This is a genomic window from Escherichia sp. WS1450 (assembly GCF_046487395.1).
GTDB lineage: Bacteria > Pseudomonadota > Gammaproteobacteria > Enterobacterales > Enterobacteriaceae > Escherichia > Escherichia coli.
The window spans coordinates 87551-106469 of sequence record NZ_JBJQJO010000013.1 but is presented as its reverse complement, the minus strand read 5'-3'; the positions used below and the strand labels follow the sequence as shown (position 1 = coordinate 106469).

The 18919-nt window shown below is 49.7% G+C and carries 18 protein-coding genes; 5 read left to right on the top strand and 13 right to left on the bottom strand.

The window, feature by feature from the left end:
• Positions 1-121: 121 nt before the first annotated feature.
• Positions 122-1306: a purine ribonucleoside efflux pump NepI gene (nepI, locus tag ACJHYR_RS16515; RefSeq protein ID WP_024190083.1), complete on the bottom strand. Its 1185-nt coding sequence runs from the start codon at positions 1304-1306 to the stop codon at positions 122-124.
• A 233-nt stretch (positions 1307-1539) separates the two neighbouring features.
• On the opposite strand from nepI, the gene ACJHYR_RS16510 reads away from it, so the two are divergent.
• Together ACJHYR_RS16510 and ACJHYR_RS16505 are read left to right on the top strand one after the other, a co-directional pair.
• Positions 1540-1893 (top strand): type II toxin-antitoxin system RelE/ParE family toxin, encoded by a 354-nt coding sequence (locus tag ACJHYR_RS16510; RefSeq protein ID WP_137497747.1) that lies wholly within the window; start codon positions 1540-1542, stop codon positions 1891-1893.
• The gene (locus ACJHYR_RS16505) at positions 1877-2200 is read left to right on the top strand and encodes a helix-turn-helix domain-containing protein (protein ID WP_000125646.1); all 324 of its coding nucleotides are present in this window, start codon (positions 1877-1879) and stop codon (positions 2198-2200) included. The genes ACJHYR_RS16510 and ACJHYR_RS16505 overlap by 17 nt, the downstream gene beginning before the upstream one ends.
• A gap of 115 nt (positions 2201-2315) precedes the next feature.
• Here ACJHYR_RS16505 and ACJHYR_RS16500 read toward each other — a convergent pair whose 3' ends face one another.
• Entirely contained in the window at positions 2316-2768 is a 453-nt protein-coding gene (locus ACJHYR_RS16500; RefSeq protein WP_001295241.1) for a DUF1198 domain-containing protein, read from the bottom strand.
• Positions 2769-2820: 52 nt separating this feature from the next.
• Complete coding sequence (gene adeQ / locus ACJHYR_RS16495; RefSeq protein ID WP_001513042.1) at positions 2821-4155, bottom strand: adenine permease AdeQ; 1335 nt, start codon at positions 4153-4155, stop codon at positions 2821-2823.
• Positions 4156-4329: 174 nt separating this feature from the next.
• On the opposite strand from adeQ, the gene adeD reads away from it, so the two are divergent.
• On the top strand, positions 4330-6096 hold the full coding sequence (gene adeD / locus ACJHYR_RS16490; protein WP_059327794.1) for an adenine deaminase: 1767 nt from the start codon (positions 4330-4332) through the stop codon (positions 6094-6096).
• Between the two features lie 46 nt (positions 6097-6142).
• Here the strand turns inward: adeD and uhpT are convergent, their stop codons facing one another.
• From uhpT to ivbL, 9 genes are all read right to left on the bottom strand, one after another.
• Positions 6143-7534: a hexose-6-phosphate:phosphate antiporter gene (gene uhpT, locus ACJHYR_RS16485; RefSeq protein WP_000879194.1), complete on the bottom strand. Its 1392-nt coding sequence runs from the start codon at positions 7532-7534 to the stop codon at positions 6143-6145.
• 255 nt (positions 7535-7789) lie between these two features.
• Entirely contained in the window at positions 7790-9109 is a 1320-nt protein-coding gene (gene uhpC / locus ACJHYR_RS16480; protein ID WP_001301991.1) for an MFS transporter family glucose-6-phosphate receptor UhpC, read from the bottom strand.
• Between the two features lie 9 nt (positions 9110-9118).
• Complete coding sequence (gene uhpB, locus ACJHYR_RS16475) at positions 9119-10621, bottom strand: signal transduction histidine-protein kinase/phosphatase UhpB (RefSeq protein ID WP_001308147.1); 1503 nt, start codon at positions 10619-10621, stop codon at positions 9119-9121.
• Positions 10621-11211, bottom strand: a complete 591-nt coding sequence (gene uhpA, locus ACJHYR_RS16470; protein WP_059327795.1) for a transcriptional regulator UhpA — start codon at positions 11209-11211, stop codon at positions 10621-10623. The genes uhpB and uhpA overlap by 1 nt, the downstream gene beginning before the upstream one ends.
• A gap of 161 nt (positions 11212-11372) precedes the next feature.
• Positions 11373-12800 carry a hypothetical protein gene (locus ACJHYR_RS16465; RefSeq protein WP_059327796.1) on the bottom strand — a complete coding sequence of 476 codons (1428 nt, stop codon included), beginning with the start codon at positions 12798-12800 and terminating at the stop codon, positions 11373-11375.
• Between the two features lie 253 nt (positions 12801-13053).
• Positions 13054-14349, bottom strand: a complete 1296-nt coding sequence (locus ACJHYR_RS16460; protein ID WP_072837523.1) for a hypothetical protein — start codon at positions 14347-14349, stop codon at positions 13054-13056.
• Between the two features lie 264 nt (positions 14350-14613).
• Positions 14614-14904: an acetolactate synthase small subunit gene (ilvN, locus tag ACJHYR_RS16455; RefSeq protein WP_001181706.1), complete on the bottom strand. Its 291-nt coding sequence runs from the start codon at positions 14902-14904 to the stop codon at positions 14614-14616.
• A gap of 3 nt (positions 14905-14907) precedes the next feature.
• Positions 14908-16596, bottom strand: coding sequence for an acetolactate synthase large subunit (gene ilvB, locus ACJHYR_RS16450; RefSeq protein WP_059327798.1), 1689 nt, complete (start codon positions 16594-16596; stop codon positions 14908-14910).
• A gap of 105 nt (positions 16597-16701) precedes the next feature.
• Positions 16702-16800 (bottom strand): ilvB operon leader peptide IvbL, encoded by a 99-nt coding sequence (gene ivbL, locus ACJHYR_RS16445; RefSeq protein WP_001312198.1) that lies wholly within the window; start codon positions 16798-16800, stop codon positions 16702-16704.
• A gap of 564 nt (positions 16801-17364) precedes the next feature.
• Between ivbL and tisB the strand changes: the two genes are divergently transcribed.
• A complete protein-coding gene (gene tisB, locus ACJHYR_RS16440) occupies positions 17365-17454 on the top strand; it encodes a type I toxin-antitoxin system toxin TisB (RefSeq protein ID WP_000060506.1) in 90 nt (29 codons plus the stop codon).
• 123 nt (positions 17455-17577) lie between these two features.
• Here tisB and ysdE read toward each other — a convergent pair whose 3' ends face one another.
• A complete protein-coding gene (ysdE, locus tag ACJHYR_RS16435) occupies positions 17578-17652 on the bottom strand; it encodes a protein YsdE (RefSeq protein ID WP_211180519.1) in 75 nt (24 codons plus the stop codon).
• An 81-nt stretch (positions 17653-17733) separates the two neighbouring features.
• Between ysdE and emrD the strand changes: the two genes are divergently transcribed.
• Positions 17734-18918, top strand: a complete 1185-nt coding sequence (gene emrD, locus ACJHYR_RS16430) for a multidrug efflux MFS transporter EmrD (RefSeq protein WP_001306726.1) — start codon at positions 17734-17736, stop codon at positions 18916-18918.
• The last annotated feature ends 1 nt before the right edge of the window (position 18919 follow it).

Genomic DNA, 18919 nt, shown 5'->3' with positions numbered 1-18919 from the left:
GATGAATACAGGCGGAATAATGGAAATAACAACAAGATAAGAACAATACCTGATCAAGGGGTATCAGGGGGAAGAACAAGAGAGCTTTCCCGCCAGAGCAATAACCCCTCCTGTAAATACGTTACTTCATTTTCACCTTTGCGGTGACCAATAACGCCGTCAGCAGCATCAATGTGCCGGACAACATCAACGGCGAAGTCAGACCAATATTATCCAGCGCATAACCACCGATTGCCGCGCCACAGGTATTAGCAAGCTGAATAACCGCCACCTGAATAGACCCGGCTTTTTCTGCCTGATCGGCCAGTGAGCGAGTGATCCACGTTGACCAGCCGACAGGAACCAATGCAAAAGTTAGCCCCCAGATAATCGCCACGCCGGTAGCAACGATTTTATCGCTTCCCCACAACGTCAGCACCAACGCACTCACAGCCAGTATTAACGGCGCGCCTGCTAAGGCCAGTTTTACCGAACGTTTAAGAATGAACGACGAAAGCGACGTACCAATAAAGCTGGCGATACCAAAACTCAACAGCACCAGCGTTAAGCCATCCACGCCGAATCCCGCCAGGTTCATATACACCGGGCGAATATACGTGAAGAAAGCAAACTGCCCGGCGAAAGACATGAAGATGGCGATCATCCCTGCCATCACACCCGGACGTTGTAATAAACGGAAAGTATTTTGTTTCTGATGCGAGGGTTCGCCTGGCAGCGAAGGCAATGATTTGATAATCCAGAAAATACACAGCACGCCCATCACCGCCGCCGCATTAAAGACATTGCGCCAACCGATAAGCTCGCCTAAAAAACTGCCCAACGGTGCGGCAATCACCAGCGCAATAGAAACTGCGCCGAAGATCACCGACAGCGCCTTCGGCACCGTACGCGGCGGCACCAGACGCATGGTCAGCGACGCCGACATCGCCCAGAACCCGCCCAGCGCCAGCCCCAGACAGGCACGACCAATTAAAAGCAAACTGAATGAGTTAGCAAAGGAAACCAGCAAGCAGGAGAGCGTCAGCAAAACGGCAAACAAAATAACAATGTAGCGGCGGTCAGTGGCCTGAATTGTCTGGGTAATAAACAAACTGGCAAACATTGCCACAAAGGCGGTCACGGTCACCGATTGCCCGGCAACCCCCTCCGAAATGCCTAAATCCTGGGCCATTGGCGTCAACAAACTGACGGGCAAAAACTCAACGATAATCAGACAGGCGACGCAAAACGCCACCGAGAAAACGGCTGACCAGTTCGGTCGGGTGATGACATCCGCGCCGCGGTTTTCGGCAATAAATTCACTCATGGTGTTACCCGTGGCATGTTTCAGGGGAAAAGCCGACCACTTTAACATTGAAATGTGTGACGCATTTAACGTTTTTGCAACTTTTACGGTGTTGTGGGAAAAGTTCGAGGCTGCTCGAAGAAATAAAAATCATAGGGCAAGGTGATATGTATTTTCGCGATTGTGTTGGGAACAAGGGATAAAGTATTGCACTTGGTGATATACTTTAATAACAGGACCTCAACGATATGCGCGTGTTTAAAACCAAATGGTTTGCAAGGGAAGCCAGGTCTCATGCAATAACAGATGAAGAGTTGTGCCGGGCCATTTTAGAAACGGAACAAGGTAAAGCTGATGCACTTGGCGGTGGCGTTTTTAAAAAGCGCCTTCACCAAAATCGTGAGCGTGCAATTATTCTGGCGAAAGGGGGAAGCAATTGGTTTTACACGTTTTTATATGCAAAACAGGATATGTCGAACATCAGTAGTCAGGAACTGGCTGGGTTTCGTGAAATTGCAAAGCATTATGCCTTCCTGACGAAAGCCCAACTAACAGCAATGATTAACACTAAAGAACTGACAGAGATCTGCTATGACTGCAAAAACTAAATTTAAAAGTCCTGCATTTGAGGCTATTCACAGCGCAGCGGCTGGATTGTCCAGCGTCAATGCTATTTCTGCTGAAACGATGCGTACTTTTGACAAAGCCTGCCTGACCAGCGTGCAAGACTTACAACCTGTTGAGATAAAAGCACTGCGGGAAAAATTAAAAGTGAGTCAGCCCGTCTTCGCTCACTATCTCAATACCAGCGTTTCAACTGTACAAAAATGGGAAAGTGGCGCTAAACGCCCCAATGGCATTTCATTAAAACTGCTCAGCATTGTGCAAAAACACGGGCTGGAGGTGCTGCTGTAAATAGAACGTAGATAATGCGTTCACCTACTGTCAGTTCCGATACCGGATGCGACGTACACGCCTTATCCACCCACCAGGTCAGGCGCGGTCTGTAGGCTGATAAGACGAAGCGATTTTAATGCAGCCAGTGAACGCCCTCGGCAGGCTGAAAGAACGCGTTATAGCGCATCTGAAAAGCATTAATATCCTGCATTTCAGGTTCGGTTTCGCGCAGAAAACCCAGCGCCAGCCTGACCTGAGCATCAGTAATCGGCGCGGCAAGGCGGGCTTTTTGTAAAATCCGATGCCATTGCAGCAGATTCTGTTCGCTACCATCGACAATGACAATTTGCCAGATGAGCAACACCTGCGCGGCGTTTTGCAGGTGCGACTCATCCGGACGATGCAAATAACGTAAAAATTCGTCACCGGCTGACTTTCCCATTTGATCGACCATCGACTCCACGGGTACGACATCGATATTCAGCCGATCGCTGAGACGGCGAATCGCTTTTCTGGCCCCGGATGTCAGCACCCGAAAACCAACCACAAACACTACCGCCAGCGTGGCGAGCATTATCCAGATCATGAGTTCTCCTGCGTAATCAGAACTCATGATATCTGGAAACCCTCGCCAGTTACTAATCCACCAGAATAATCTTCAGTGCAAACAGAGCTGCGACCACCACCACACACAGGTTCAGATCGCGCCAGCGCCCGGTGCACACTTTCATGATGCAGTACGACATAAAGCCGAGTGCAATCCCTTCGGTGATCGAGAAAGTAAAGGGCATCATCACCGTGGTAATAAATGCGGGCACCGATTCGGTAAAATCATCCCAGTTAACGCGCGCCAGGCTCGAAGTCATCAGCACGCCAACAAAGATTAACGCTCCGGCGGTTGCGTAAGGAGGAACCATCGCCACCAGCGGTGAGAAGAACATAACTAACAGGAACATAACGCCGACCACGACAGCCGTCAGCCCCGTGCGACCACCGACCGCCACACCAGAAGTACTTTCAATATAGGCGGTAACAGACGAGGTGCCGATAAACGCACCCGCCACCGAACTGACGCTATCAACATACAGCGCCTTATTCATATTGGGGAATTTACCGTTACTATCTATTAAGCCAGCTTTATCAGTTACACCAATTAATGTTCCTGATGAATCAAATAGGTTGATCAGCATAAAGGAGAAAATGATACCGGCGAGTTCAAGTGTTAACGCGCCGCTCAAATCTACTTCACCAATGACGCCGCTAATATCAGGCGGAATGGAATAGATGCCGCTAAAATGAACATCACCGAAAAATAAGCCACAGCAAGACGTCACCACAATAGAAACAAGCACCGCGGCATGAAAATGACGTGATGACAACACGGTTATAATAAAAAACCCTAAAATACCTAACAACACGCCGTGAGAACTTAAATCGCCAATCATCACCAGGGTGTCTTTATTGGCGACAATAACGCCAGTATTTTTTAATCCCATTAAGGCGATAAATAATCCGATTCCGCTGGTGATACCAATACGTAAACTTAATGGAATGTTGGAGATCATCCAGTACCGGATACGAAATAGCGTGAGCAAAAATAGCCCAATTGCGCCCCAGAATATCGCGCCCATCCCGGTCTGCCAGGAGATACCCATCGCCCCCACGACCACGAACGCAAAGAAGGCGTTCAGCCCCATTGCCGGAGCCAGCGCCACGGGTAAGTTAGCAAATATCCCCATCGCAATACTGCCGATACCGGCAATCAAACAGGTGGTAACAAACACCACTTTCGGGTCCATTTGTGCCGCGCCGAGGATTTGCGGATTCACAAAAACGATGTACACCATGGTTAAAAAAGTGGTCATCCCCGCAATCAATTCTGTGCGGACGGTGGTCCCATGCTGAGGTAGTTTAAATAATCGCGAAAGCGTCCCTGATTCATTACTCACGTAATCGGTATTGTCATTATTCATTTTTTTGCCCATTGGAGGAGATTTAATCCCTTGCTTTTGTAAAACAAATGACAACAACGGTTCAGTGATAATTATCACATTTCAATTGCACATTAATGGATATTCTTTAATAATCTCGCGACGTTTCTTTATGATAAATAATAATCAAATTGATAAAATCAAAATGAGAAAAATATGAATAATTCTATTAACCATAAATTTCATCACATTAGCCGGGCGGAATACCAGGAATTGTTAGCCGTTTCCCGTGGCGACGCTGTTGCCGATTATATTATTGATAATGTCTCTATTCTCGACCTGATCAATGGCGGAGAAATTTCCGGCCCAATTGTGATTAAAGGGCGTTACATTGCCGGTGTTGGCGCAGAATACACTGATGCTCCGGCTTTGCAGCGGATTGATGCCCACGGCGCAACGGCGGTGCCAGGGTTTATTGATGCTCACCTGCATATTGAATCCAGCATGATGACGCCGGTCACCTTTGAAACCGCCACCCTGCCGCGCGGCCTGACAACTGTTATTTGCGATCCTCATGAAATCGTCAACGTGATGGGCGAAGCCGGTTTCGCCTGGTTTGCCCGCTGTGCCGAACAGGCAAGGCAAAACCAGTACTTACAGGTCAGCTCTTGCGTACCCGCCCTGGAAGGCTGCGATGTTAACGGTGCCAGTTTTACCCTTGAACAGATGCTCGCCTGGCGGGACCATCCGCAGGTTACCGGCCTTGCAGAAATGATGGACTACCCTGGCGTAATTAGCGGGCAGAATGCGCTGCTCGATAAACTGGATGCATTTCGCCACCTGACGCTGGACGGTCACTGCCCGGGTTTGGGTGGTAAAGAACTTAACGCCTATATTGCTGCGGGTATTGAAAACTGCCACGAAAGTTATCAGCTGGAAGAAGGACGCCGGAAATTACAACTCGGCATGTCGTTGATGATCCGCGAAGGGTCCGCTGCCCGCAATCTCAACGCACTGGCACCGTTGATCAACGAATTTAACAGCCCGCAATGCATGCTCTGTACTGATGACCGTAACCCGTGGGAGATCGCCCATGAAGGACACATCGATGCCTTAATTCGCCGCCTGATCGAACAACACAATGTGCCGCTGCATGTGGCATATCGCGTCGCCAGCTGGTCGACGGCGCGCCACTTTGGTCTGAATCACCTGGGCTTACTGGCACCCGGCAAGCAGGCCGATATCGTCCTGTTGAGCGATGCGCGTAAGGTCACGGTGCAGCAGGTACTGGTGAAAGGCGAACCGATTGATGCGCAAACCTTACAAGCGGAAGAGTCGGCGAGACTGGCACAATCTGCTCCTCCGTATGGCAATACCATTGCCCGCCAGCCAGTTTCCGCCAGCGACTTTGCCCTGCAATTCACGCCCGGAAAACGCTATCGGGTAATTGACGTCATCCATAACGAATTGATTACCCACTCCCGCTCCAGCGTCTACAGCGAAAATGGTTTTGATCGCGATGATGTGTGCTTTATTGCCGTACTTGAGCGTTACGGGCAACGGCTGGCTCCGGCCTGTGGTTTGCTCGGCGGCTTTGGCCTGAATGAAGGTGCGCTGGCTGCGACGGTCAGCCATGACAGCCATAATATTGTGGTGATCGGTCGCAGTGCCGAAGAGATGGCGCTGGCGGTCAATCAGGTGATTCAGGATGGCGGCGGGTTGTGCGTGGTACGTAACTGCCAGGTCCAAAGCCATCTGCCGTTACCCATTGCCGGGCTGATGAGCACCGACACGGCGCAGTCGCTGGCGGAACAAATTGACGCCTTGAAAGCTGCCGCCCGTGAATGCGGTCCGTTACCCGATGAGCCGTTTATTCAGATGGCGTTTCTTTCTCTGCCAGTGATCCCCGCGCTGAAACTAACCAGTCAGGGGCTATTTGATGGCGAGAAGTTTGCCTTCACCACGCTGGAAGTCACTGAATAATAAAAAAAAGCCCGGCGTCATGCCGGGCAAAAGTCACCAGTTACGTTTATGCCACTGTCAACTGCTGAATTTTTTTCTCGCGGCGGATTTTGCGTTCTTCCATCACCGCCACTATCGCCATCAGGCAGATACAACCAATCGCGGCGATATCAAGTGCGGCGAAGGTGCCTGCCCAGCCGGTAAGGCCGAATACCGGCGTCCCATCGGCAATCATTCCCAGACCTAACTTGGCAAAGCTGTCACCAATCAGGTAAGCGAAGGTGCCTTTAATACCATCGGCAGCGCCAATCGCTTTTTTAGGTACAAAGCCAACAGCAGCCACACCAATCAACAATTGCGGGCCAAAGACCAGGAAACCCAACGCAAAGAGAGAAGCCAGGTAGATATATTCGTTGCTGGCGTGTTGATACACACCGAGCGTGGCGATAATCAGCGCCAGCGCGATACAGGCCACCAGGCCACGGCGACCGTTCGCCAGGTCAGAGAGCCAGCCCCACAGCAGCGTACCGACCAGCGCACCAGCTTCAAACAGCGTAAAGCCCTGAATCGCCACCGCTTTAGAGAGTTTCAGTTCCTGGAACGCATACACGGTTGACCACTGGTCGATACCAATACGCACCACATAGAGGAAAATGTTGGCGAAGCACAGCAGCCAGATCACTTTGTTTTTCAGCACATACTCAACAAAGATCTGCCACTTGGTCATATCGGTAGATTCTGTCTCTTTATCCTCTTCACTGATCTCCTCGCCAAACAGCTCTTCAGCTTTACCGAGGCCATAAGATTCCGGGGAGTCGCTGCCGTAACGCAGGCCGATAAAACCAACAATCAGCGCGATAATCGACGGGAAGATAAACATGCCGATAACATGACCATCGAACAGGTAATTTGCGCCGAACAGTGCCACACCAGCTGCGCCCGCGCCACCAAGGTTGTGAGAAATGTTCCAGAAACCGAGGAATGTCCCGCGTTTACGACGCGGCGTCCATTTGGTGATGGTGGAGTAACTGCACGAACCGCCGGTACTCTGGAAAAAGCCGCTTAAGGCGTAGAAGGCAATCATCAGGAACAGGCTAACCGAGCCGCTGCCCATACTGGCGCTGAAGCCCAGCATACAAATGGCAGACAGGATCAGCATGAACGGCAGGAATTGTTTGGTGTTTTTGCCGTCGGCGTAGTAGGAAACCAACGTTTTACCCACGCCATAAGTGATGGAGAAACCCAGGCCGATCATCCCCAGCTGCGTCATGCTCAACCCGTAGGTCGAAATCATATCGTTCTGCGCGATGTTAAAGTTCTTGCGAATCAGGTACATCGTCAGGTAGCCGATAAAGACCACCAGGTAGGATTGCATGAACGGTTTGAACCACATTTTGCGCCGCACTTCGAGCGGAAGGTCCAGGGTCGGCTTGCGAACCTGGTTTAAGAAAGCCAGCATGGGTTACTCCTGATTTCCCTTCATACTTCAAGCCGCAGGTGCCTTAGCTGCACGCATTCCTCCCGGTCACATAGTTCACTATGCTCCCGGGACTCACGCGTTTGCTGCGTTCCTGCAACTTGAATTATTTTGGGAAAGAATTAATGAATGATGGCATTGTAAAAATCAGCAGCAAATCAGGCCTGAGATAGCGTCCAGGCAAAACCTGGAAAATTTCTTAGTTTTGCCGGATATGAAGTGAAAAGGTGAGATGCATCACGCTTCGCGCGGTGTCTGGGCGTTCAAAAAGGGCAGTAACAGCAGTGCGGAAATCCCGGCGGCAATGGCGATAACCACAAAAAATCCGCTCCAGTGCCAGGTATCGAGCACTTTCGCCAGCGGCCAACCAGCAAGCGACGCCCCCAGATAAGCAAACAAGCCGACAAATCCCGTCGCCGCCCCTGCCGCCTCTTTGTGGGAACATTCTGCCGCCGCCATGCCGATTAACATCTGCGGGCCAAAGACAAAAAAACCAATGGTGAAGAAGCAAGTTGCCTGCATCACGTAGCTGGCAAATGGCATCAGCCACAGCGAGCCGACTGAAAGCAAAATTCCGGCAGCGAAAATCAAATTCATCGGCCCGCGGTTGCCGTTAAACAGTTTGTCCGAGCCCCAACCCGCTACCAGCGCACCGATAAATCCGCCCAGTTCAAACATCGTCACTGCCGTATTCGCCGTGACCAGATCGACGCCCAGCGTCTCGGACATATACAAATTGCCCCAGTCGTTGATCGCCGCCCGAACCACATAGACCAGCACATAGCAAAACGAAAGCAGCCAGATATACGGATTCAACAACACATACTTGGTGAGGATCTCTTTACGCGTCAGCCCTGCCCCTTCTTGTTGTTGAGCAATCTCCAGCGCATCGTGCCGCCATTCACCAACCGCAGGTAAACCTAACGCCTGCGGGCGATCGCGCAGCCGCCAGCAGAGAAAAATCCCCACGACGATCGCCATACAACCCGCAATCATCATCCCGGCACGCCAGCCGTAATGCAGCGCAGCTGCTGCCATCACAATGGGAATGAGCGCACCACCAACGTTATGCGCCGTGTTCCATAATGCCCACCAACCACCGCGCTCGGTACGAGAATACCAGGCCGTTAACAGACGTGCACACACCGGTGAACCCCAGCCCTGGAAAAAGGCGTTCAGCACCCAGAGTACGGCAAACGCCCATAGCGACGTCGAGAAGCCAAACAGAATGTTGATGATGCCCGTCGCGATAAGCCCTATCCCCATAAAATAACGGGCATTTGAGCGATCGCTGACAATGCCGGAGACAAACTTCGACACGCCGTAGGTAATGTAAAACAGGGTCGCTAACAGGCCGATATCGCTACGGCTGAGCACGCCGTTAGCAAGGATTTCTGGTACGGCGGCGTTAAAACTTTTCCGCGTGAAGTAAAACAGCGCGTAACCCAGCCAGATGGTCAGCAGAATATGCCGACGCCAGTAGCGATAGCGTGCATCAATTTCATGTTTATCAGTCATTAATGGCGCATCGGCAGGCGCTTTCAGAAACGGCAACATCATCGAACCTTAAACATAACGTTGAGGTAGAGAAACGCTGACACGCGTGCCGTGCAGACAGGAAATGTGTAATGTGCCACCCAGCGCCGTTACGCGCTCGCGCATTCCGGTGAGGCCAAAACCTTGTTGCCCGGAACCCGGCGGCAAACCGCTGCCATCGTCTTCAATCACCAGCATCAACCGTTCATCCTGCTGCCAGCCTTGCAGGGTGACCGCGCTGGCATCGGCATGTTTCACAATGTTGTTCAGCCCTTCCTGGCAGACGCGAAACAGCGTCACTCGCTGGTTTTCACTTAACGCTGATTCATCGATTCGCCATTCGAGATGGCTGACAATGCCGCGCCCTTCCAGCTCCATTTCCCGCATCAGTGAGCGGATGGCCTGCTCCAGGGTGAGATCATCCAACTGGCGCGGACGTAACCGACCTAACAAACGGCGCACCGCATCGTAAACGCCCAGCGACAGTTGTTCGATGAGCTGCCCGCTCTGCTTCACACTGGCGTTATCTGCCGCAAGTCGCTGGACAATGCCCGCTTGAGTACGAATAGCAGTGATGGTCTGACCGATATCATCGTGCAGCTCACGCGCCACGTCGCGGCGCACGCTCTCTTCAGTTTCCAGCAACCGTTCAGCCAGATGCTGATTGCGCGCCAGTTCTTTTTGCAGCGACTGGTTAAGTTCACGCAACCGCTGGATACCTGCGCCCAGTAACAACCCTGTCAGACTTTGCACCAGCAGTGAGAGCAATAAATCCACCGGATGATCGCGCCAGGTTTGACTGGCGATCAGCGCGATGGCGTTCATCAACGTCGCAATCAGCGCCCCTTGCCAGCCATAGTGCCAGGCCAGCGCGATAATCGGCAGCGCCAGGCAGAATGGCGTAAAGCGCGACAGTTCGTCCGGCAATCCCAACTGGAGCCAGAGACTGATAACAAACAGCAGCAAGTACCAGACCAGATGCCGCCCGCGCCAGTTGATCGGTTGAGAAACTAACGACGGCCCGAGCGGCAGCCAGGTGTTATTGGCGAGATAGTGCCAGAACACCAGACATATCGGGGCCAGCGTCAAGCCGCCAGTTAAAGTCAGCAACAGCGCATTCCACGACTCTTTGCCGTGCCAAAGCCAGGGCAGCGACTGCAACAACGCCGCCGCCGTCAGGGCCGCACCCTGTAACAGCAAGGTGCGCCAGTCACGTTGATGGCGATAGCGCGAGATCAGCGCCACGGGCAGTAACGTCAGTAAACTACCGATCATCAATAAGGAAAAATGGGTTAAACCGACCGCCTGCGTTAGCCAGTAAATCAGCAGCCATTCCGCGCCCAGCAGCACCGGCCAGTATCCGCGCGGGCATTGCAGCATTAGCCCCAGACGCAGGCCAAACGGAAATAACAGCACCGCCATATCAGGGCGCTCAACCAAGTGCAGGCTGATGCTCCACAGGCAAAACCATGCGGCAGAGAAGATAAAAAAGCAGGCAATAACGGTAATTAAGCGGGAGAACAACGTCTTCATCACCAGCCATCAAACATGCGGCGCGCCAGTTCAACGTCGTTACTGACGCCCAGTTTTTCCATCAGGTTGGCGCGATGGACGTGTACCGTTTTCGGTGACAAGCCCAGTTCGGCAGCAATCTCTTTCACCGCCATTCCTTGCGCCAGTTTTTCCGCCACCTGGCGTTCACGTTTGGTTAGCGGGTCCTGGCGACCGGATGCCAGTTTAATGGCAATATCCGGCGTCAGATAACAGCCGCCCGTGGCAACCGTATGCACCGCAGCAATGAGTTCATCCGGGCTACAGCGTTTGGAGAGAAAGCTGCGCGCCCCCGCGTTAAGCGCCTGCTCAACCAGTGCCGGACTGTCATGAACGGAGAGCATAATTGTCGCCATGCCTTTCGGCAGCTGGCTTAGCAGCTCCAGACCGGAGATATCAGGCATGGAGATATCGCAAATACACACCTGCACACCGCGCCCCGGCAACCCCGCCAGCGCCTCGCGCCCCGAACCAAACTCGGCAACTACTTGCAAATCAGGTTCCAGCCCCAGCAACTGCGCAAAGCCGGAGCGGACGATGAGGTGATCGTCTATAAGGGCAACGGTGATCATAATTGGGTCCTGGCGGATAAAAAACGCGCATACCTTAACGATAAGCGCGATGTTGTTCAAGTTGGATATGGGGTATGTATTGGCTTAATGATGTTGGGCTTATCGTCAAAACGCTTACCTGAAAGGTAAGCGTTTGGTACGTATTATTGAGAAAAAGCGAATTATTTGTAGGTTGCGATTGCAATATTGCCTGAAAAATTTCTCCTCCTGTTGCGGAAATCGTTTTCAGGTAACAAAGAGTCATCCAGAAACCTATAATCTTCAGCGGAACGCTCATTAAGAGAGTCATCCACTGAGTCGTTATGAATATAATCCTCACCGTATGTTCGATAAATGAAATTAGCAATATTAAAATCGTTACCAGCTTCATTTATTTCGGCTTTTACAATATAATGAGTTTGTGTAAATGTATGCAGAGAAAAGTCAGCAAAAAGCAAATTTGTTCTTCCCAGCAAAACACAAAGCCCTGGGTTACTATCAAGCCCGGAAGAAATAGAATTACTTGCCTGTATTGCATTAATATCCCCCCTATCAAGCGCGACAGGAAATGCCTGTGAACAAGCATAATACAGGTTACCTATTCCTGAAATACTGGAGAGGCAAGAAATAATATTTTCTCTGGTTTTTTTCTCAACACCATCTTTCTGTAGAGAGTTTCTCACAACACTACATTCATCTGGCGTAAATACAATTTTACTAAAAAGATTTTCGAAATCTTTATATTTCCTAACACCTCCATGACCAGACAAAGCCATGGTTTTACTCCTCAGAAATTCATGGATTGTGCTATTTATTTTAACTCCACAACATGAAATAATTGAGCTACCCTCTCCAACGTGTCTTGATGCATCAGCAAGAAGTGCACTAAACTCTCCCTCCTGAACATCTAGTTTTTTTATGTCTGATTTATAACTACAATCATCTGGAATTAATTTATCTGGTGTTAATTGAGTTTGTTCATTTAACGCTTTTTTTAATTGGCGCTCAGCATCAGTAACTCCAAAGCTGCGTTTATTTTCAGAATTATTATTAACAACTTCTAGCTTGAGAGCATTTGCAGCAACTGTTACATTTGAGAGTTGATACTTTTCCAATACATCGTGCTCTGATAATAACCCTATAAACTCTTTCACATTTCGACCACTAAAATCCCTGTCTCTACTCTCTTTTTTCAAACTGTTGCCTTTTAACTCACGATACACATCAGTGACTTTAAATTTATCACTGCCGGTCTGCTCAATTTTTATATAGCTATCCATGCCTGTGGTAGCGATCCATGTTTTATAATTCGCATTCGCTGATTCAGGCGTAACATGAAAATAAGAAACCAATTTATCACTAATATCATGTCGATAGATATGTAAGGAATCTAAGATGTATAACAATAAACTTCGGAAAATTTCACGAAAAGAGGCATTTTTAGATAATGTTCTACAATTATCGAGCAGGCCACTTTGTGCCATCGCATCAAATGCTTTAATATTACCCTCGATACTATCTCTTAGACTCTGGCTCAGGCCCTGACTCTGAAACTGGCTATTATCATTCTCTGTTTCCGTTGGATATGTATAACTCGTCACACTAACCATAGTAACCTCGCAATATGACACTTTGCATATTTTGACATTTTAGAAGCATCAATGGTTAGCATGATAAATATGTCAATGCTAACCGCTATATTTTAGTGTCGTTAATTTTTAACGATTTTCCCAATGCAATTGCATCACCAAAACAATTTACTCACTATCAAAAATCGCTCATTTTTTCAAAAAGACTGTTTACGCACAGACGGTTAAGAATACGCGCTCACCTTAATGACAAACGCGCTTTATGAAGAAAAAATCATAAATCAGCTGTTGTTGCGGTAGCGTAAAATGTAAAAGCGACTTTATCGATTTTAGAGTTTTGTTCGTCGACCATACCGGTAGTAAAATAACGAGCACACTGAAGCTTAACTTCATTTTCAATTTTATTAACCGCCATCAAATATATCTTCTGACTAAACCCATTCATAGTGAAATCCATTTCATTAAGATACTTTCCAGACCCAAAAAATTCATTTCCTGATTTTTTTAAATGAAATGTTGATGAAGTGGCACCACCCAAACTCTTTGAGAGTAACTCGCGAACATCTTGAGATGTGTGTTGTAAGCGACTCTGATAGCCTTGTGCGGAAGAATAATAAAAACATGTAATCCCCTGAGGACTGGCTAAGCAAGCTATTATTTCATCAATCTTATCATTCGTAATATTACCGTTTGATTGCCGTAACAATTCTCTTACCTCAGCACAATCATTAACATCAAAGCAAAGCTGTTTAACCATTTCTTCAAGTGTGTTTTGAATATATTTTGGATCTTGTTCAATTTTTTCAATTTTGCTTGCAAACTTTTTAAGAATATCTTTACTTAACTCAACACCACAGCAAGTTATTTTTGCAGCACCACTTGGTTTAGTTTGTTCTTTTATACATCTATGAGCATCCATAGTCATAGAGTGTAAATAATCCTCAGTAATATCAATTTTTTCCTGAACAGGTAAATGGCCCTCATCTTTTTGAATTCGCAGGTTTAATAAATCATATGTATTACTCACAATGTCTGCAGGCATTTCGTAACTACAATCCGTATTCATCATAACAATACTATTAACTAATTTTTTCCTCAAAACCGTGTCAGCAGAATGTGTTTCTAACGCAGCAGTTTTTTCAGACAGCGATTTGATAATAGTCGCCACAGCCACTCCAGAATATGATGTTTCTTTTACTATTTTTTTTGTATTTTTTTCACCTGCATCAAACTGTATAACTTTAAAGGATTTGCCACCTGTTTGTTCGATTACGGTATATTCGTTCTCTCCAGTTGCCGCCATCCAGGTACGATTGCCATTATTTTCAGTGCCTGGCATAGGATGAAAATAGTTAAGGATTTCGGTATTAACACTTCGAGAACCGGACATAATATTTGCTATTAAGCGTTTTATTTCCTGTAACATCCATTTTGCGAAATTACTGCCAGGTGAATATTTTTTCTCGTTATTTGTGATATTAAGCTCAGCAGCAATAATTCTATTTTTATCCAAAAAGGTGGAAGGGCAGGGATTTGACATCATTGTTCCGCTGTTTATAGGGCTTGCCATAATATACCTCACGATGAACCATTAATTAATAGAATGCTGGTCATGCCCACTGGTATAGACAGCAATCAGAATTTAACACCATCGCTGGAAATTTTTAGCCCTAACTGTCAACCCCCTGGTTATCGGTGCAGCGACTTAAATTAACGTCCTGGGCTAATAAATTGTGCCTGAGATGGTCTCTGGCACAATTTCACCCTATATATCTGAACGGATCTATCAAAAATCGCTCATCAGTAAACCCCCCGAGCGGTTTAATGTCGCTCCTTACTGAAAAAACACCGCGATCTTGTTAAACATCGTCGGATCGGACTGATTACGCTGCACTTTCACCACATCTTCCAGCTTGTCTATCTGGCTTATCATCTGCTCCAGACGCTGGTCGTCATTGACCAGTAGCCAGATATGGCTTTTGTCGCTGTCCTGAATCGGCAGACAGAGAATGCCTTCAACGTTAAAAGCGCGACGGGCAAAAAGGCCACAAACGTGGGTCATTACGCCCGGATGGTTGCGAACGGTGAGTTCCAGAATCACGTTGTCATGAGTTGTGTTTTGCATGGCTTATTCCCCCACCATTTCAGTATTCGCCGCACCTGGCGGCACCATCGGGTACACTTTTTCTTCGGCATCAATACGCACATGGATCAGCGCCGGACCTGGTCGATTGATGATTTCCTGCAATGCAGCCTGCGGATCGGCTTCGTTATTCAAATCACAGGTTTCGAGGCCGAATCCGGCGGCAATCTGCATAAAGTTGATTTTTCCCGGATAGGTAGCGGCAAAAACGCCCTGCTTGTAGAACAGACTCTGTTGCTGATGTACCAGCCCCAGCGCTTCGTTGTTCATCAGAATGATTTTGACATCCAGCTGATTTTCACTGGCGGTCGCCATCTCCTGAATATTCATCATCAGGCTGCCGTCGCCGGAGAAACACAACACTTTGCGATCCGGGTTCGCCAGCGCCGCCCCAATGGCCGCAGGCAGACCAAAGCCCATCGTGCCCAGCCCACCGGAGGTCAGCCACTGGCGTGGGCGATTGAGCGGATAAGCTTGCGCGGTCCACATCTGATGCTGACCCACATCGGTGGTGATAATCGCGCTGTCATCGACACAGGCGGCAACGGCGTTGATCAGGCCGTAATGGCTTAACGGATCGCACGCTTTCGGGATTGGACACGGGAATTCGCGCTGCAAATCCGCTACCAACTTGTGCCACTCTGCACGCGGTTGCGCTTCCACCTGCGGGATCAGCTGCGCCAGCACGTCATCAACATCCGCCTGAATCGCTACGTGCGGCTGCTTGATTTTACCCAGCTCTGCGCGGTCGATATCGACATGAATAATTTTGGCATTCGGGCAGAACTGCTCGGTTTTGCCAATCGCCCGGTCATCAAAACGCGCACCGAGCACAATCAACAAATCCGCCTCCTGCAAAATATAGTTGGTGCTGCGCACACCGTGCATCCCCAACATACCCAGCGACAACGGATGCGCTTTTGGCAACATGCCCAGCGCCATTAAAGTCATGGTGGTAGGCAGTTGCGCTTTCTCCGCCAGTTCACGCACTCGCGCAGGCGCATTGATCACACCACCGCCCAGATAAAGCACCGGGCGTTTGGCAGCATTAATCATTGCCGCTGCGTCACGAATGCTTTCTTCGCTAAAGGCGGGCGCGACGGCTTTTTCTGCCACCGCGGGCTGTGCTTCAATCTCAAAAACGGCCGTTTGCACATCCTTAGGAATGTCTATCCACACCGGGCCAGGGCGGCCTGATTGCGCAATGCGGAAGGCATCGCTCATGACCTGCGGGAGTTCTTCGATATGTCTGACCAGATAGTTGTGTTTGGTGATGGGGATAGAGATGCCGTAGGTGTCCACTTCCTGGAAGGCGTCGGTGCCGATCATCGAGGCGGGTACCTGACCAGTGATGCAAATCAACGGGATGGAGTCCAGCCGCGCATCGGCAATGGCGGTCACCAGATTAGTCGCACCCGGTCCGCTACAGGCCATACAGACCGCCGGTTTACCGTCGGTGCGCGCCATTCCCTGAGCGATAAACCCCGCGCCCTGTTCATGGCGAGCCAGAATATGGCGGATTTGCGTGCTTTGGCTTAAGGCATCGTAAACAGGCAGGATAGAACCGCCCGGAATGCCCGTCACAATCTTAATGCCCTGCTGTTCCAGGAAATGAACGATAAATTCTGCGCCGGTAAAGCGCTTACGCGTTGATGTTGTGCCCGAACTTGCCATGCTCCAGTCCTTTTCTTCTGGGCCGACTTTCCGGGAGGTGCTTAAACGAAAAACCCCGCCCGGTTTGCGCCGGCGGGGTTTTGGAATCGTGTGTTGTTCCAGTCCCTACGGCGCATTGCCGACGACCACCACCACACGCACGACGACCACTGCGGCGGATGGCGCAGTTGGTAGTAGTTTTGCGTTGAACATGGAAGTAGTCATTGGGGACCTTGTTGGTTTTGTGTTTAACAATATTTATACAAGCACAGCTTTACAGGGGAGACAATGGAAAATTTTTCAGCAAGGGAAAATTGAGGGGTTGATCACGTTTTGTACTGAATTGCAGGTAACAAAAAACCCCGCCGGAGCGAGGTTTCGTCAGCCGCCCGCGGCTGGTAACCGCAAAGCACACTGTATTATGTCAACACAGAAAGTATACGTGTTCCGCGCAAAACGCGCAATTTCGGCACGAATTTTGACGTATTTAGTGCATAGTTGAGTATCGATCACAGTTTGCGTTTTGTCCAAATATTACTGTTTATTTATACAGTAAACTTCTATAATATCACTGTACGCAATGTGTTATGCGGGGGCCGCATCGTTACCCGGCGCACTAAGTCCTGGCTGAAACGGGTGGTGCCGTCAGCGCCTTAACCCCGCGTGAGCACACTGTGTTATGTCAACAAGCACAACGTTTCTCCTTGAGATACCGCGTGCACAACAGCTGGCAACAGGCAGCGGAAAGGTACGTCAGCTGGCAGTGCTCCTGAACCACAGGAGACGCGTATGAGCCTGGTGGATATCGCCATTCTTATCCTCAAACTCATTGTTGCAGCACTGCAACTGCTTGATGCTGTTCTGAAATACCTGAAGTAATTCAGATTCAAGTCGCACTAAAGGGGAGCGGGTAACCGCTCCCCTTTTATATTTAGCGTGCGGGTTGGTGTCGGATGCGATGCTGATGCATCTTATCCGCCCTACCATCCCTCCCGGCAACATTTATTGCCGCTTTTGTTTACATATTCTGCCGCTAAACAATTCCCCATTCCTGGCGTATATCTGGCTAACATTTATCAATGTGATAGATTCCTCTCCCGCATTTATGGGAATGCGTAGTGACTTATTCTAATTATTTTTATAAAAGCATCCGTGATAATGAAAAGGCATAGAAACGTCAATTTGTTATTGATGTTGGTATTACTCGTGGCCGTCGGTCAGATGGCGCAAACCATTTATATTCCAGCTATTGCCGATATGGCGCGCGATCTCAACGTCCGTGAAGGGGCGGTGCAGAGCGTAATGGGCGCTTATCTGCTGACTTACGGTGTCTCGCAGCTGTTTTATGGCCCGATTTCCGACCGTGTAGGTCGCCGACCGGTGATCCTCGTCGGAATGTCCATTTTTATGCTGGCAACGCTGGTCGCGGTCACGACCTCCAGTTTGACAGTATTGATTGCCGCCAGCGCGATGCAGGGGATGGGCACCGGCGTTGGCGGCGTAATGGCGCGTACTTTGCCGCGTGATTTATATGAACGGACACAGTTGCGCCATGCTAATAGCCTGTTAAACATGGGAATTCTTGTCAGTCCGTTGCTCGCACCGCTAATCGGCGGTCTGCTGGATACGATGTGGAACTGGCGCGCCTGTTATCTCTTTTTGTTGGTACTTTGTGCCGGTGTGACCTTCAGTATGGCCCGCTGGATGCCGGAAACGCGTCCGGTCGACGCACCGCGCACGCGCCTGCTTACCAGTTATAAAACGCTTTTCGGTAACAGCGGTTTTAACTGTTATTTGCTGATGCTGATTGGCGGTCTGGCCGGGATTGCCGCCTTTGAAGCCTGCTCCGGCGTGCTGATGGGCGCGGTGTTAGGGCTGAGCAGTATGACGGTCAGTATTTTGTTTATTCTGCCGATTCCGGCGGCATTTTTTGGGGCATGGTTTGCCGGACGTCCTAATAAACGCTTCTCAACGTTGATGTGGCAGTCGGTTATCTGCTGCCTGCTGGCTGGCTTACTGATGTGGATCCCCGACTGGTTTGGCGTGATGAATGTCTGGACGCTGCTCGTTCCCGCCGCGCTATTCTTTTTCGGTGCCGGGATGCTGTTTCCGCTGGCGACCAGCGGCGCGATGGAGCCGTTCCCTTTCCTGGCGGGCACGGCTGGCGCGCTGGTCGGCGGTCTGCAAAACATTGGTTCCGGCGTGCTGGCGTCGCTCTCTGCGATGTTGCCGCAAACCGGTCAGGGCAGCCTGGGGTTGTTGATGACCTTAATGGGGTTGTTGATCGTGCTGTGCTGGCTACCGCTGGCGACGCGGATGTCGCATCAGGGGCAGCCCGTTTAAG

What these genes read in the sequence shown, in the direction of transcription:
- ACJHYR_RS16500 (WP_001295241.1), bottom strand. Translation starts at nt 2,768, where the DNA reads ATGATCTGGATAATGCTCGCCACGCTGGCGGTAGTGTTTGTGGTTGGT.
- uhpC (WP_001301991.1), bottom strand. Translation starts at nt 9,109, where the DNA reads ATGTTGCCGTTTCTGAAAGCGCCTGCCGATGCGCCATTAATGACTGAT.
- ACJHYR_RS16460 (WP_072837523.1), bottom strand. Translation starts at nt 14,349, where the DNA reads ATGGCAAGCCCTATAAACAGCGGAACAATGATGTCAAATCCCTGCCCT.
- ilvN (WP_001181706.1), bottom strand. Translation starts at nt 14,904, where the DNA reads ATGCAAAACACAACTCATGACAACGTGATTCTGGAACTCACCGTTCGC.
- uhpT (WP_000879194.1), bottom strand. Translation starts at nt 7,534, where the DNA reads ATGCTGGCTTTCTTAAACCAGGTTCGCAAGCCGACCCTGGACCTTCCG.
- ivbL (WP_001312198.1), bottom strand. Translation starts at nt 16,800, where the DNA reads ATGACTACTTCCATGTTCAACGCAAAACTACTACCAACTGCGCCATCC.
- adeD (WP_059327794.1), top strand. Translation starts at nt 4,330, where the DNA reads ATGAATAATTCTATTAACCATAAATTTCATCACATTAGCCGGGCGGAA.
- uhpB (WP_001308147.1), bottom strand. Translation starts at nt 10,621, where the DNA reads ATGAAGACGTTGTTCTCCCGCTTAATTACCGTTATTGCCTGCTTTTTT.
- tisB (WP_000060506.1), top strand. Translation starts at nt 17,365, where the DNA reads ATGAGCCTGGTGGATATCGCCATTCTTATCCTCAAACTCATTGTTGCA.
- adeQ (WP_001513042.1), bottom strand. Translation starts at nt 4,155, where the DNA reads ATGAATAATGACAATACCGATTACGTGAGTAATGAATCAGGGACGCTT.
- uhpA (WP_059327795.1), bottom strand. Translation starts at nt 11,211, where the DNA reads ATGATCACCGTTGCCCTTATAGACGATCACCTCATCGTCCGCTCCGGC.
- ACJHYR_RS16505 (WP_000125646.1), top strand. Translation starts at nt 1,877, where the DNA reads ATGACTGCAAAAACTAAATTTAAAAGTCCTGCATTTGAGGCTATTCAC.
- nepI (WP_024190083.1), bottom strand. Translation starts at nt 1,306, where the DNA reads ATGAGTGAATTTATTGCCGAAAACCGCGGCGCGGATGTCATCACCCGA.
- ilvB (WP_059327798.1), bottom strand. Translation starts at nt 16,596, where the DNA reads ATGGCAAGTTCGGGCACAACATCAACGCGTAAGCGCTTTACCGGCGCA.
- ACJHYR_RS16465 (WP_059327796.1), bottom strand. Translation starts at nt 12,800, where the DNA reads ATGGTTAGTGTGACGAGTTATACATATCCAACGGAAACAGAGAATGAT.
- emrD (WP_001306726.1), top strand. Translation starts at nt 17,734, where the DNA reads ATGAAAAGGCATAGAAACGTCAATTTGTTATTGATGTTGGTATTACTC.